This window comes from Paraburkholderia sp. RL17-383-BIF-A (assembly GCF_046028015.1).
Classification (GTDB): domain Bacteria; phylum Pseudomonadota; class Gammaproteobacteria; order Burkholderiales; family Burkholderiaceae; genus Paraburkholderia.
In genome coordinates this window covers 241,232-253,626 of sequence record NZ_JARESR010000004.1, presented here as the reverse complement: position 1 = coordinate 253,626, position 12,395 = coordinate 241,232, and the positions used below count along the sequence as shown (strand labels likewise).

At 63.3% G+C, this 12,395-nt stretch carries 13 protein-coding genes; 6 read left to right on the top strand and 7 right to left on the bottom strand.

What is annotated here, in order from left to right:
* The gene (locus P0D71_RS06870; RefSeq protein ID WP_091798215.1) at window positions 1-396 is read right to left on the bottom strand and encodes a dihydroneopterin aldolase; all 396 of its coding nucleotides are present in this window, start codon (window positions 394-396) and stop codon (window positions 1-3) included.
* A gap of 90 nt (window positions 397-486) precedes the next feature.
* Window positions 487-1,305 carry an SDR family oxidoreductase gene (locus tag P0D71_RS06865; protein WP_408479537.1) on the bottom strand — a complete coding sequence of 273 codons (819 nt, stop codon included), beginning with the start codon at window positions 1,303-1,305 and terminating at the stop codon, window positions 487-489.
* Window positions 1,306-1,318: 13 nt separating this feature from the next.
* Between P0D71_RS06865 and P0D71_RS06860 the strand changes: the two genes are divergently transcribed.
* From P0D71_RS06860 to P0D71_RS06850, 3 genes are all read left to right on the top strand, one after another.
* On the top strand, window positions 1,319-2,509 hold the full coding sequence (locus P0D71_RS06860) for a class I SAM-dependent methyltransferase (RefSeq protein WP_408479536.1): 1,191 nt from the start codon (window positions 1,319-1,321) through the stop codon (window positions 2,507-2,509).
* 22 nt (window positions 2,510-2,531) lie between these two features.
* Complete coding sequence (locus P0D71_RS06855; RefSeq protein WP_091798205.1) at window positions 2,532-2,726, top strand: DUF2905 domain-containing protein; 195 nt, start codon at window positions 2,532-2,534, stop codon at window positions 2,724-2,726.
* Between the two features lie 673 nt (window positions 2,727-3,399).
* Window positions 3,400-3,852, top strand: a complete 453-nt coding sequence (locus P0D71_RS06850; RefSeq protein ID WP_408479535.1) for a hypothetical protein — start codon at window positions 3,400-3,402, stop codon at window positions 3,850-3,852.
* Window positions 3,853-4,375: 523 nt separating this feature from the next.
* On the opposite strand, the gene P0D71_RS06845 is transcribed toward P0D71_RS06850, so the two are convergent.
* The 4 genes from P0D71_RS06845 to P0D71_RS06830 all read right to left on the bottom strand — a co-directional run bounded on the left by P0D71_RS06845 (window position 4,376) and on the right by P0D71_RS06830 (window position 9,289).
* On the bottom strand, window positions 4,376-5,608 hold the full coding sequence (locus P0D71_RS06845; RefSeq protein ID WP_408344224.1) for a multifunctional CCA addition/repair protein: 1,233 nt from the start codon (window positions 5,606-5,608) through the stop codon (window positions 4,376-4,378).
* On the bottom strand, window positions 5,605-6,258 hold the full coding sequence (locus P0D71_RS06840) for a glutathione S-transferase family protein (RefSeq protein WP_408479534.1): 654 nt from the start codon (window positions 6,256-6,258) through the stop codon (window positions 5,605-5,607). Before P0D71_RS06840 ends, P0D71_RS06845 begins: the two co-directional genes overlap by 4 nt.
* Before the next feature lie 29 nt (window positions 6,259-6,287).
* A complete protein-coding gene (locus tag P0D71_RS06835) occupies window positions 6,288-7,241 on the bottom strand; it encodes a complex I NDUFA9 subunit family protein (protein ID WP_408344218.1) in 954 nt (317 codons plus the stop codon).
* Between the two features lie 80 nt (window positions 7,242-7,321).
* Window positions 7,322-9,289, bottom strand: coding sequence for a lytic transglycosylase domain-containing protein (locus P0D71_RS06830; RefSeq protein WP_408479533.1), 1,968 nt, complete (start codon window positions 9,287-9,289; stop codon window positions 7,322-7,324).
* 77 nt (window positions 9,290-9,366) lie between these two features.
* On the opposite strand from P0D71_RS06830, the gene P0D71_RS06825 reads away from it, so the two are divergent.
* Complete coding sequence (locus tag P0D71_RS06825) at window positions 9,367-9,909, top strand: 5-formyltetrahydrofolate cyclo-ligase (RefSeq protein WP_286162012.1); 543 nt, start codon at window positions 9,367-9,369, stop codon at window positions 9,907-9,909.
* Window positions 9,910-9,966: 57 nt separating this feature from the next.
* On the opposite strand, the gene P0D71_RS06820 is transcribed toward P0D71_RS06825, so the two are convergent.
* Entirely contained in the window at window positions 9,967-10,479 is a 513-nt protein-coding gene (locus P0D71_RS06820; RefSeq protein WP_007179899.1) for a winged helix DNA-binding protein, read from the bottom strand.
* Window positions 10,480-10,686: 207 nt separating this feature from the next.
* Between P0D71_RS06820 and pxpB the strand changes: the two genes are divergently transcribed.
* Both pxpB and P0D71_RS06810 read left to right on the top strand, forming a co-directional pair.
* Window positions 10,687-11,340 (top strand): 5-oxoprolinase subunit PxpB, encoded by a 654-nt coding sequence (gene pxpB, locus P0D71_RS06815; protein WP_408181516.1) that lies wholly within the window; start codon window positions 10,687-10,689, stop codon window positions 11,338-11,340.
* On the top strand, window positions 11,337-12,389 hold the full coding sequence (locus tag P0D71_RS06810; RefSeq protein WP_408181518.1) for a 5-oxoprolinase subunit C family protein: 1,053 nt from the start codon (window positions 11,337-11,339) through the stop codon (window positions 12,387-12,389). Before pxpB ends, P0D71_RS06810 begins: the two co-directional genes overlap by 4 nt.
* Window positions 12,390-12,395: the final 6 nt, after the last annotated feature.

Genomic DNA, 12,395 nt, shown 5'->3' with positions numbered 1-12,395 from the left:
TCAATCCTCTTTGATACGGAAGACTTCGACGCCTACCGCGTCGCAGTCGGGATACACATCCGGCTTTTCCGTCGACACGCGCGCGGCCCGCACTTGCGGATGTTCGAGCATGGTCTTCACGAGATCGTCGCAAAGCGTTTCCTGCAAGTGGATATGGCCTTGCTCGACGCGGCGCGAGATGGTGGAGCGCATGAAGTCGTAATCGACCACTTCGTCCAGCTTGTCCTGAACCGGTGTGGACAGCGCGAGCGGCACGTACAGTTCGACGTTGATCACGACGCGCTGTTCGCCGCGCTTTTCGAAGTCGTGCACGCCGATGTTGATGTGCACTTCGTAATTGCGCAGAAAGAGCCGGCGGCAATCGGCGAGCCGGGGATGCGAAAGAGCGGCAAACATGTTCGTTCCAGTCGAAAAAAGCGTGCGGAGCACGCAAAGGGGCGCTTCACAGCGCGGCGGCCGCCCATCTGGCGAATGGCCGCGCGCGCTTCAGGCGCCCGTCAAAAACATTACGTCGCGCGGCAGCGGCACGAGGTGCTGCCCGCCGTCGACCACCAGCGTCGTTCCGGTCACGCCCGCTGCATCCGCGAGATACAGTGCGGCGGCGACAATATCCTCGGCCCGCGACGCGCGGCCCAAAGGCGTAGTACGGTGAGCGGCTTCAAAACCGTCCGGCGTCTGATCGCCGGATTGCATCGTCAGGCCGGGCGCGAGCCCGACCACGCGCACTTTTGGCGCCAACGCCTGAGCCAGCGCGACCGTGGCTGTCTGCAACGCCGCCTTGGTCAGCGTGTAGGACAGGTAGTCCGGATTCATGTTGTACAGCTTCTGATCCAGCACGTTGATGACGACGCTGCGCAGGCTTTCGTCCGTGCGCGCCGCCTCCGGCGTCAATTCGTACAACCCGCGCGCCAGCACCAGCGGCGCGCCGACGTTCATTGCGGTCAGCTTCAGCAGCAGCTCGTAACCGACGGTTTCCGCCGTGTCTTCCTCGAAGCGCGACGCATTGTTGACAATACACGAGGGCCGGCCCAAGGCGTCGATACAAGCCGGCAAAAGCCGTTCGACTTGCGCCTCGTCGCCCAATTCGGCGTGCAACGCGACCGCCCGGCGGCCCAGGGCGGCGATTTCAGCGACCAGTTCTTCGGCTTGCGCCCGGGAGGCGCCGTAATGGACGGCCACGTCCCAGCCGCGCGCGGCAAAGCCCAGCGCGAGCGAGCGCCCGATACGGCGGGCGGCGCCGGTAATCAGCACGACGCGCGGCGTGTCAGGCGCGCGGGCGGAGACGGTGTCCAAAGAGGCGGTCATTTACAATGCGGGGATGAATCCGAAAGCTCACCAACCCGATAGTTTACCTGCTCCCGGCCCGAGCGCGCTTGCGCAGTCCGAAGCGCTGGTCGCGCAGATCCGTGCGGAGCTCGAAGCCGCCGGCGGCTGGCTGCCGTTCGACCGCTACATGGAACGCGCGCTGTACGCGCCGGGACTGGGCTATTACAGCGGCGGCGCCCGCAAATTCGGTCTGCGCGGCGACGACGGCAGCGACTTCGTCACCGCACCGGAACTGTCGCCGCTGTTCGCCGCGACGCTGGCGCGCCCGGTCGCGGAAGCCTTGCAGGCGAGCGGCACGCGCGACGTGATGGAATTCGGCGCCGGCACGGGCAAGCTCGCCGCCGGCCTGCTCGAAGCGCTCGACGCTTTGGGTGCGCAATTCGACAGCTACTCGATCGTGGATCTTTCGGGTGAGCTTCGCGAGCGCCAACGCGAGACGATCGAAGCCGCCGCGCCCGCGCTCGCCGCCAAAGTGCGCTGGCTGGACGCTTTGCCGGAGCGGTTCGACGGTGTGGTGATCGGCAACGAGGTGCTGGACGCGATGCCTGTGCGGCTGTTCGCCTTTACCGGCGGCGCCTGGCACGAGCGCGGCGTGGCATGGCGCGGCGAAGCGTTCACCTTCGACGACCGGCCTGTGTCCGCCGCGGCGGACCTCGCGCTGCTGTCGGAGATCAACCCAGCCGGCGAAGACTACGTGACGGAAACGCACGAAGCCGCCAGCGCATTCACGCGCACCATCTGCACGATGCTCACGCGCGGCGCGGCCTTCTTCATCGACTACGGTTTTCCGCGTCACGAGTACTACCATGCGCAGCGCGCGCAAGGCACGTTGATGTGCCACTACCGGCACCGGGCGCACGGCGATCCTTTCCTCTATCCGGGTTTGCAGGACATCACGGCGCACGTGGAATTCACCGGTATCGCCGAAGCAGGCGTCGAAACCGGCGCGGACTTGCTGGGGTTCACGTCGCAGGCGCGGTTTCTGCTCAATGCGGGGATTACCGAGGCGTTATCGGAGATCGATCCCACGGACACCAAACAATATTTGCCCGCGGCGAATGCGGTGCAGAAGCTGTTGTCTGAGGCGGAGATGGGCGAACTGTTCAAGGTGATCGCATTCTCGCGTGGGCTGGACGACACGCTGCAAGCGTTCTCCAGCGGCGACCGGTCGCACACGCTGTGAACTCCGCCTTCAGGAGCTGACCATGATCCGCTGGCTATTGACTACGTTTATCGCCGTGGCGGTGTTGTCGTCCTGCTGGCCCTGGCTCAGGAAAATTGGCATTGGACGCATGCCAGGCGACGTGACCTTGCGGCTCTTTGGGCGGGAGTACCCGTTTCCGTTTATGTCGACGTTGGTGCTTTCTATGGTGTTGTCGATTGTTGCCAGGCTTTTGTAGGTTAGGGTTTTTGCGTTTTGGCCAGGGTGTGGGTTCCTTGGCTGGTCGCCTAGGGTGTTGGCCTTTCCTTGCTAACTTCGTGGTCTATTTGCGTTGCCCCTGTGCGGGGCGGCACCTACTTTCTTTGCCGCGGCAAAGAAAGTAGGCAAAGAAAGCCGCTTTGAACCGCTAATTTTTAAGCGGGTCCCTCGCACAGTCCCGGTAGTGGTTCATCTGGAATCTGTGTTCTCGCACATTCCGCGTCGGTGACAAGGCGCTCATTCTTCCGGCGGCGCTGCGCGCGCCGTGGCGGTCTGGCTTCAACCGATCGCTTCGTCCTTTCCTGACGTTTCTGCTGCCTCGTAGTATTTCGTGCGTGGGCGTGCTTGGGAAATTTCGGAAATCGTGCTGGTGCGCAGCTTTTAGCTCGCATGGGTGATCACTCGCGAAGCAAGACGTTTAAACTCAATTCGCCGTCAAGACAGCGACGGCCAGGCTTGGCGGCCTGCTACCAAACACGCGCCCGCTTTGGCGGGGGCGTGTGTCTATCTCAGCGCGTCTTATGGGCGGGCCTTGATGGGGATGCCTTCGGGCCTGCCGGTTTGGTAACGGCCGCCAACCTTGTCACTGTGCCCGCTCACCACCTTGCAAGCGCGTGTCGGGCGATCCAAGTAAGTTTCAGGGAGATCGCGCCATGATTAAATCCGTCAAGAATTCACGCACTACGCCGCGCCCACCCGTTGATGCGCTTCAATACGAAAAACTGGCCTTATCTGCTTTCGGAATGATTGACCGGCAGCTAAGTCAACTGGACAAGCTGGCCACATTTGTGGCTTCGATAGTTAGGAGTCCGGCGGTGACGCGAGAAGAAAGACATCGGCAGCGGAGGTTACTGGAACTGCTGCTGGACACCGTGGAGGACTACCGACGCGAAGTCGAGAATGATTGTGAGTTCTATCAGTTCATTGCACTCGACGCGAAGGGAATTCCACGGAGCCGCATCACGGCGCGTCATGCAGCGGACCTACTGGCAAAAGCGACGCGGACGGCGGCGAATAGCCGTGCACGAATCGGAGCAACGAGGGGGACGCATAACAGGCCAATGCAATTCAAAACGGTTTCACGTCGCACAGTGACTGCACACTGACGAAGATCCGCGGCACCGCACTGCGGCCATGAAGAAAGGCGCATGTGTCGTTCGCATTCCGAGGGTACTACGGCGCGACGCAAAGCGCGCGCCGCGGCGACCGCGAATGTACTGGTCACCGCTAACGTTTCCCCGACGCAACCACGCTAAAAAACCAGAATTCTTGAACAGTACATCGCCGAGGCGGAGCCGACGGCTCCCCGTGCGCACAGAGAAACCAACGCATTTCAAGCAGCCCCTTCCGGCGAGCGCATTGCGCGAGGCGGGAAGAATGAGTGCTTTGTCACTGAGGCGTAATGTGCGAGAACACTGATTCCAGATGCACCACAACCGCGACTGCGCGAGGGACCCGCTTAAGAGTTAGCGGTGTGAGCCGCTTTCTTTTGCCTACTTTTCTTTGCGGCCGGCAAAGAAAAGTAGGTGCCGCCCCGCACAGGGGCAACGCTAATACACCACAAACAAAACAAGGAAAGGCCAAAGCCCGAAGAACCCCCAAAAACCCGCCCGGCAGGCCAAAAACCCCTCACCCGACAGCCCCCTCCACAGCCCGAACCCTCTCCAAATGCACCGCATCCTTAATCCCAGCAGGCGCATCGGCGAGCCGCTTAGCCACAGCACCAGCATCCACACCACGCGCAGCAATAAGCGCCACTCTCAACCTCTCGGCCTGCGGATAATCCCGCATTTCAAACCCAAGCCGCCCACGCGCATCGGCTTCACAAGCCTGCAAGGCTTCCGCAAACCGCGCGGGCTTGCGAATCGCATCGCACCGCTCGATCAACCTCACCAGCGCGGCCGCGCCCATCTCCATGACGCGATGAATATTGCCATGCTCGCGCGCAACCAGAATCGCCAGGTCGCGGCAATCATTCGGCACGCGCAGCCGCTCGCATAAAGGCTTCAGCAGATCCACGCTGCGCCCCTCATGGCCGATATGCCGCGGCAGCACATCTTCGGGCGTGGTCGCCTTGCCAAGGTCGTGCGCGAGAGCGGCGAATCGCACCGGCAGCGTATAGCCTTGCTGCGCCGCATGGTCGACCACCATCATCACATGCACGCCCGTATCCACTTCGGGGTGATAGTCGGCGCGCTGCGGCACGCCGAACAGCGCGTCGATTTCCGGCAGAATCCGCGCCAACGCCCCGCATTCGCGCAGCACCTGGAACATGCGCGACGGCTTCTTTTCCATCAAACCGCGCGACACTTCCTGCCACACGCGTTCGGCCACCAACGCGTCCACTTCGCCGTCGGCGACCATCTTGCGCATGAGCGCCAGTGTCTCCGGCGCGACCGTGAAATCGACAAAGCGCGCTGCAAACCGCGCGATCCGCAAAATTCGCACGGGGTCTTCGAGAAACGCGTCGCTGACGTGGCGAAACAGGCGCGCCTGCAAGTCACCCTGGCCGTTGAACGGGTCGATCACCGGGCCGGTCAACTCGCCGTCCGGGCGTACCTCGCGCGCCATCGCGTTAATGGTCAGGTCGCGGCGCGCCAGGTCCTCCTCGAGCGTGACGTCCGGCGCATAGAAGAACTGGAAGCCGTGATAGCCGGCCGCCGTCTTGCGCTCGGTGCGGGCGAGCGCGTACTCCTCATGTGTCTCGGGATGCAGGAACACAGGAAAATCCTTGCCCACCGGACGGTAGCCTTGCGCCACCATCTGCTCCGGCGTCGCGCCGACCACCACATAATCGCGGTCCTGCACCGGTACGCCCAGCAGCTCGTCGCGGATCGCGCCGCCTACTGCATAGATGTTCATGGGCATACGTCTTGATAAGCGATCGCATGCGTTTCGCTCAGCGCGGCGTCGATCCACGCTTTCACCGCCGGCAATTCGCTCACGCGCTGCACGTAAGCTTTGGACACTTCCGACAACGCCGGCTGCCAGGTCCTGAAGCGCATCACGACCGGCGCATACATCGCATCGGCAATGCCGAACTCGCCAAATAGAAACGGGCCGCCATAGGTGTCGAAGCAGTTGCGCCAGATCGCCTCGATCCGCGCGATATCGGCCAGCGCGCCCGGCGTGGCGTTCTTGCCGGGGAAGGACGCGCGAATGTTCATCCACATGTTCGAGCGCAATTCGCCGAAACCCGAGTGCATCTCCGCGCTCACGCTGCGCGCATGACTGCGCGCGACCGCGTCGCGCGGCCATAGCGCATGCTGAGGAAAGCGTTCGGCCAGCGTTTCGGCGATCGCCAGCGAATCCCACGTGGCGGACCCGTCGTCGTTGACCAGGCACGGAATCTTGCCCGGACCCGACGGCGCGAGCGCAAGCACTTTCGCGTTAGTGTCGGGCTGATTCAGATGAATCAGCACTTCCTCGAACGCAATGCCGAAGTGTTTGAACAGCAGCCACGGACGCATCGACCATGACGAATAATTCTTGTCACCAATAATCAGCTTCATGCTTTGTATCTGGAATGAGTGAAGGTAATTCAGCGTCCCGCGCTGGCGCGAAACGCGTCGAAGCGCGAGCGCGTCGACGCGCCGGTCAGATAGATCGGCGCGATCGTTTCGATACTGGCCGGCTCGATGCCAAGTTCAGGCGCGAGCGGTCCGCTCAACACGTTGTCGACTTTCATCGAATCGAGATTGTCGCGCGAGATCACCGGCTCGCCGGGTGCCATTTCGAAAGTCAGCGCCTGCAGGCGCGCGAACGCTTCCGGCAAGCGGATGATGCGTGCATGCTTGCCGAGCACGTCACCGCAATATTTGACGAGATCTTCGAGCGTATAGACGGTCGGGCCGCCGAGTTCGTAGGTGCGGCCGCTGGCGGCATCCAGATCGAGCACGTTGACGATTGCCTTTGCCACATCTCCGACATACACCGGCTGGAATTTGGCGTCCGGCATCGCGAGTGGAATCACTGGAAACATGCGCTGCAGGAACGCGAATTTGTTGAGGAATTGATCTTCGGGGCCGAATACCACCGACGGCCGGAAAATCGTCCACGCCAGATTGGCCGCATGCACGGCCTTCTCACCGTCGCCCTTCGAGCGCGCGTACATGCTCGGGCCATTCGAGTCGGCGCCGAGCGCGCTGATATGAATCAGGCGGTGCACGCCCTTGCCTTCGCATGCCGCCACGATTTTGGTCGGCAAGTCCACGTGCATGCGTGCGAATTCCGGGCCGTACGGCGTGCCGCGTTTGCCGTGCAGCGTGGCTACGAGGTTGATCACGCAATCGGCGCCCTCGACAAAGCGCGCGAGTTGAACCGGATCGAACACGTCCGCTTCGATCACGTCGATGGGCAACAGGGTGAGATGGCGGGCGTTGTAGCGCCGCCGGGTGGCGATCCGCACGTCTTTGCCCGCTTCGACGAGGGCGTTGACGAGATGGCTGCCGATAAAACCGGAACCGCCGATGATCGCAATGGCTTTGTGTCGCATTTTCGACTCCCTGGTGGAAGCCGCGGCAACGGCTGGCGTGGCGCGCCGCCGCTCGAAACGAGGCGGCGGCGGCACGGCGCTTACGGTGCGATATAACCCAGACGCGCCTTCAGCGATTGCGGACGGCCTTCGAACAATGCCGCGTAATAGACCGTGTTGGACAACACATTCTTAACGTAGTCGCGCGTTTCCTGGAACGGAATCGCCTCGGCGAAGATCGCGCCTTCCACCGGATGCTGCAAGGATTGCCGCCAGCTGCGCGGACGGCCCGGGCCTGCGTTATAGCCCGCGGTGGCCAGCACGGCGGACCCGTCGAACTGATTGTAGATCATCGACAGATAGTTCGTGCCGAGCAGGATGTTGGTGTTGATGTCGTTCATCTGCTCACGCGAGATCGGACCCAGGCCGATCTTCTTCGCGACCAGTTGCGCGGTGCCCGGCATCAACTGCATCAACCCGCTCGCGCCGACTTCCGAGCGCGCGTTCATGATGAAGCGCGACTCCTGGCGAATCAGCCCGTATGCCCATTCCACGTCCAGCCCATTCGACTGCGAATCACGCTCGACGATATCCTTGAACGGCGACAGATAGCGCAGCGAGAAATCGTGCTCGCTCTTCGTGCGGTCCGCCGTGTTGACGGTGCGGTCATACAGCTGGATACGGCGTGCGTATTCGGCGGTGGCGAGCAGTTGCCGGTCGCTCATGTTGCGCAGCGGCCAGTTCCATTCGCGATTGCCTTCGAGCCGCAGATTCAGCGCATAGAACCGTTGCGCCAGATCGAAGCCGGGCGTGTTGCCGGCTTGCTGGACCTCGGCGTCGCTCACCGTGGTTTTTGGCGGGACCGTGATCTTCTGGCCCAGTTCTTCCGCCGCCAGTTGGCCGTAGAAGTTGTAGCCCTGCGAAATCGACTCGAACTCCTGATTGGCCGTGGTCGTGTCGCCCGCCTGCTTGAGCGCTCGCGCATGCCAATACACCCACGACGGCTGGTTGCGCAGCGCCGCCGGCATCTGTTCGATCGACCAGCGCACCATCGTCCAGTCGCCTGCGAGCAATGCGGTGCGGGTGCGCCATTCATACGCGGGGTTCGAAAGCGGCGCATTCACCGACAGGCGATACCAGTCCACCGCGCCCGGCATCTGCTTGGCGGCAGCCTGATAAGCAATCGTGCCCCAGCCGATCGCGCGTTCGGGCGAACTCAGCGACGGCGCCACCGAGGCGAACGTGGCCGCGGCCATGGCCGGATCATTGCGCGCCATGCGTGTGATAGCCAGCAACGCCAGTTGATGCGACTGCGTATCCGGCCCGACGCCGCGCGCCAGCAGCAACGGCGGCGTGTTGGCGGCCTGATTGAACAGCACCGGGTCGGGCGGCTGGTTGCTGAGCGCGTCGACGAGCTTCGCGCCGGTGTTGGTGTAGTTCTGTTCGTAGGCGAGGCGGATCTGTTGCCACACGTCGGCGGAACTGAACTGCTGGTTGATGGCCAGCGCGTTGATCAGATCCACGCAGCCGTCGCCGTACCATTTCGGATCGACCAGCAGCGCGCGGGCCGCGTCGGCGACATTTTCGCCGCGCGAGGCGCGCGATTCGAGCGCGTAGCACTTCACCTGCGTGTCGTCGTTCAGGACGAAGCGGGCGTATTGCTGATCGAAGTTGCGCCAGTCGTGACGCGCGCCGAGCACCGTGAGGTAGTCGTTGCGCAGGCGGTCCGCGATCGCCTGGCCGTCGTACTTCTGCAGGAAGCTCAGCACCGGCGCGTCAGGCGCGTCGATGCGCGCGTGCCCGCTCGAATCGAACAACTGCGGCTTGATCTGGAAGTACTCCAGATACGCAGGCGCCGGATAGTCCGGAATCATGCTGGCAAGCTGCGCTGCACGCGCCGCGTCGTTACTACGGGCGGCCTCGCGTAGCTGAACGAAGATCTGGTCGTCGTTCGTGAGTTGCGAAAGGGGAAGGGGCTTGACGGCGGAGGCCGTGCTGCACGCGACGAGTGCCGCAGCGGCAAGCGCCAGACCGGCCGCGCGATATACTCGGTAAAGGCGTTTTGACATCGTTGTTTCTGGAGCGCGAATTGAACTCAAGCATAGCATGCAACCCTGCCGCCGAATCGAAAAAGGCGCTGCGTAAAATGCTATTGGAAGCAAGGCTGCAAGCGGCTTCCGAGCCGGCGCGCAATACCGCGCTCGCACGGCGCCTGCTCGATGCGTTGAAGCAGTACGGCGTGAATAGCGTGGGATTCTACTGGCCGCTCGCCGGCGAGTTCGACGCGCGCGCGGCGATCTCGATCTGGCTTGCGGCAGGCGCGCAACGCGAGGCCAGTTTGCCGGTGATCAAGGCGCGCGGCGAGCCGCTGGAATTTCACGCATGGACGCCGGACATGCCGATGAAGATCGGCCATCACAAGATCGCCGAGCCGTCTTCGGGGCGTATCGTGACACCCGAACTGCTGTTCGTGCCGTGCGTGGGTTTCGACGCCCACGGCTACCGGCTCGGTTATGGCGGCGGCTATTACGATCGCACGCTGGCGGCGTGGCCGGGCGCGAAGAAGCCGATCACCGTGGGCATCGCCTACGAAGCATGCCGCACGCCCGCATTGCAGCGCGAAACCCACGACATTCCGCTCGATCTGATCGTCACCGAGGCAGCGCTCTACCCGCACCCGGCGGGTTAGGCGCTCGGCGGGTGCCGCGCCGGGCGGCTGCGCCAACCCGACGCACACGGGGCCGCGTTATAAAGACGCGGCCGCCCGCGCCGCCGTGTCGTAGAGACCGGACGCGTTGCGCATCAGTTGCGCCGCCTCGCCGATCTGCTCGTTGGTCAGGCCGCTTTCCTTCAGCGTGGAGATCAGGCAACTCTCACGCACCTCGCGATATTTCAGACAGAGCTCACGGCCGGCTTCGGTTGCCGAGAAGAACACTTCCTTGCCGGTCTTTTCGCTTTTTACATACCCTCTAGCTACGAGCTTCTTCAATGCGTAAGTGGCGACGTGCGTGTCTTCGATGTTCAGCACGAAGCAGATGTCCGCCAGCTTCTTGCGGCGCTCGCGATGGCTGACGTGATGCAGCAGCGAGACCTCGATAGCGGTCATGTCCTTGTCTCCCGCCGCCGACATGCAGCGCACCATCCATCGATTGAAGGCGTTGCCTGCCATGATGAGCGCGTACTCGAGTTCCGACAGCTCCGCGCTGGTCTCAGACACGAGATGTTCCGAGGAAACGATCTTGGTGGGATGGCGCGACATGGCAAAGATTCTCGAGAGGCAGATTGGGAAGGTGTCGGGAGTGTACGACGAGCGCTCGATCCCAGGGAGCCTGGCAAAAACGCTTATTGAGAAATTGTTGATATTTTATTGATAATGTACGCTTCAATCGTCGCCTGCCCGATGCCGATAACCGGTCAAAGGGTGTGCTGTGCCCGAATCCACCGACTCGACCTGGGCCGTTAACTCATGAGCCAACCAAGAATCTTTCCGCTCGGCGATACCGCGCTAGTCTGCGAGGCGCCGCCGCCTGCCACGCTGGAATGCCAGCGTCGCGTGTGGGCGGCGGCCGCTGCCGCGCGCGAATGGCCGCATGTGCTGGAGGTGGTGCCCGGCATGAACAATCTCACGCTGGTTTTCGATCCGCTCGAGGCCGACCGCGACGCGCTGGTAAGCCACCTGCAGACGGCCTGGAATGCGGTGAGCGACGCGCCCGCGCCGGGCCGTGAAGTCGAGATTCCGGTGCAGTACGGCGGCGAGTTCGGTCCTGATCTGAAAGCGGTCGCCGATCACACGGGTTTGAGCGTGCGCGAGGTCGTCGAACGTCATTCGAATGGCGACTACGTGGTGTTCTTCCTCGGCTTCCAACCGGGCTTCGCCTATATGGGCGGGCTCGAAGCCGCGCTGCACACGCCGCGCCGCGCGTCGCCGCGGCTCGAAGTACCGGCTGGGTCGGTTGGTATCGGCGGCGAACAGACCGGCATCTATCCGGCCACGTCGCCCGGCGGCTGGCAGTTGATCGGCCGCACCGAGCTGCCGCTGTTCGACCCGGCGCGCCGGCCGCCCACGCTGCTGCAACCGGGCGACCGGGTGCGCTTCACCATCGCGGGGATACAGGCATGATCGATGTGATTCGCGCGGGTCTGTTGACCACGATTCAGGATCTCGGCCGTCACGGCTACCGGCATCTGGGCGTCGCGATGGGCGGAGCGCTCGACCGTCTGTCGCTCGAAGTCGGCAACCGGCTGGTCGGCAACCGGCCCGATGCGGCCGGTCTGGAAATCACCTTCGGGCCGACCGTGCTGCGCTTTCTGCGCGCCACGCGGGTCGCGATCACCGGCACCGAGTTCGGCGCGACGCTCGACGGAAAACCGGTCTACTCGTGGTGGAGCCTGCCGGTGCAGGCCGGCCAGGAACTGGTGTTGAACGCGGCGAAGCGCGGCATGCGCGGCTATGTGTGCGTGGCGGGCGGCGTCGACGTGTTGCCCATGCTCGGCTCGCGCAGCACCGATCTCGCGGGCCATTTCGGCGGACTCGGCGGCCGGGCGTTACGCGACGGCGATCGCCTGCCGGTGGGTGCGCCGCCTCAGCGCGGCCATCTCGGCTTCACGCCCGAGGCGCCGGAGTTCGGCGTGAAAGCGCCCGCGTGGTGCAAGTTCGTGCTGGTTCACGAACCGCTGCGGCGTGGGCGTCACCCGTCCGGCGTGCCGTGGGCCGTGCCGATCCGCGTGCTGCGCGGACCGGAGTACGAGCACTTCACCGAGGAAGCCCACGAATCCTTCTGGTCCGATGAATGGCTCGTCACGCCGAACAGCAACCGCATGGGCTACCGCCTTGCCGGCGCCGAGCTCAAACGCACGCAGAAAACCGATCTGCTTTCGCACGCCGTGCTGCCGGGCACGATTCAGGTGCCGCCGAACGGCCAGCCGATCGTGCTGTTGAGCGATGCACAAACCACGGGCGGCTATCCGAAGATCGGCGCCGTGATTCAGGCCGACCTCTGGAAGCTCGCGCAGGTTCGCCTGAACGCATCCGTACGCTTCATTCCGACGACGCCTTACGAGGCGCGTCAGGCTTTGCTGGAAGAGCGCACGTACTTGCGGCAGATCGACGCGGCGATCGCCATGCATGAAGAACGCTGCGCGCGCCAGTCGGCCGTCGCGGCGCTGTAATACTGA

Bases quoted from the DNA above. Each gene is read 5' to 3' on its own strand.
- P0D71_RS06840 (WP_408479534.1), bottom strand. From the start codon at position 6,258: ATGAAGCTGATTATTGGTGACAAGAATTATTCGTCATGGTCGATGCGT.
- pxpB (WP_408181516.1), top strand. From the start codon at position 10,687: ATGAGCCAACCAAGAATCTTTCCGCTCGGCGATACCGCGCTAGTCTGC.
- P0D71_RS06855 (WP_091798205.1), top strand. From the start codon at position 2,532: ATGATCCGCTGGCTATTGACTACGTTTATCGCCGTGGCGGTGTTGTCG.
- P0D71_RS06860 (WP_408479536.1), top strand. From the start codon at position 1,319: ATGAATCCGAAAGCTCACCAACCCGATAGTTTACCTGCTCCCGGCCCG.
- P0D71_RS06820 (WP_007179899.1), bottom strand. From the start codon at position 10,479: ATGTCGCGCCATCCCACCAAGATCGTTTCCTCGGAACATCTCGTGTCT.
- P0D71_RS06870 (WP_091798215.1), bottom strand. From the start codon at position 396: ATGTTTGCCGCTCTTTCGCATCCCCGGCTCGCCGATTGCCGCCGGCTC.
- P0D71_RS06830 (WP_408479533.1), bottom strand. From the start codon at position 9,289: ATGTCAAAACGCCTTTACCGAGTATATCGCGCGGCCGGTCTGGCGCTT.
- P0D71_RS06850 (WP_408479535.1), top strand. From the start codon at position 3,400: ATGATTAAATCCGTCAAGAATTCACGCACTACGCCGCGCCCACCCGTT.
- P0D71_RS06810 (WP_408181518.1), top strand. From the start codon at position 11,337: ATGATCGATGTGATTCGCGCGGGTCTGTTGACCACGATTCAGGATCTC.
- P0D71_RS06835 (WP_408344218.1), bottom strand. From the start codon at position 7,241: ATGCGACACAAAGCCATTGCGATCATCGGCGGTTCCGGTTTTATCGGC.
- P0D71_RS06865 (WP_408479537.1), bottom strand. From the start codon at position 1,305: ATGACCGCCTCTTTGGACACCGTCTCCGCCCGCGCGCCTGACACGCCG.
- P0D71_RS06845 (WP_408344224.1), bottom strand. From the start codon at position 5,608: ATGAACATCTATGCAGTAGGCGGCGCGATCCGCGACGAGCTGCTGGGC.
- P0D71_RS06825 (WP_286162012.1), top strand. From the start codon at position 9,367: ATGCTATTGGAAGCAAGGCTGCAAGCGGCTTCCGAGCCGGCGCGCAAT.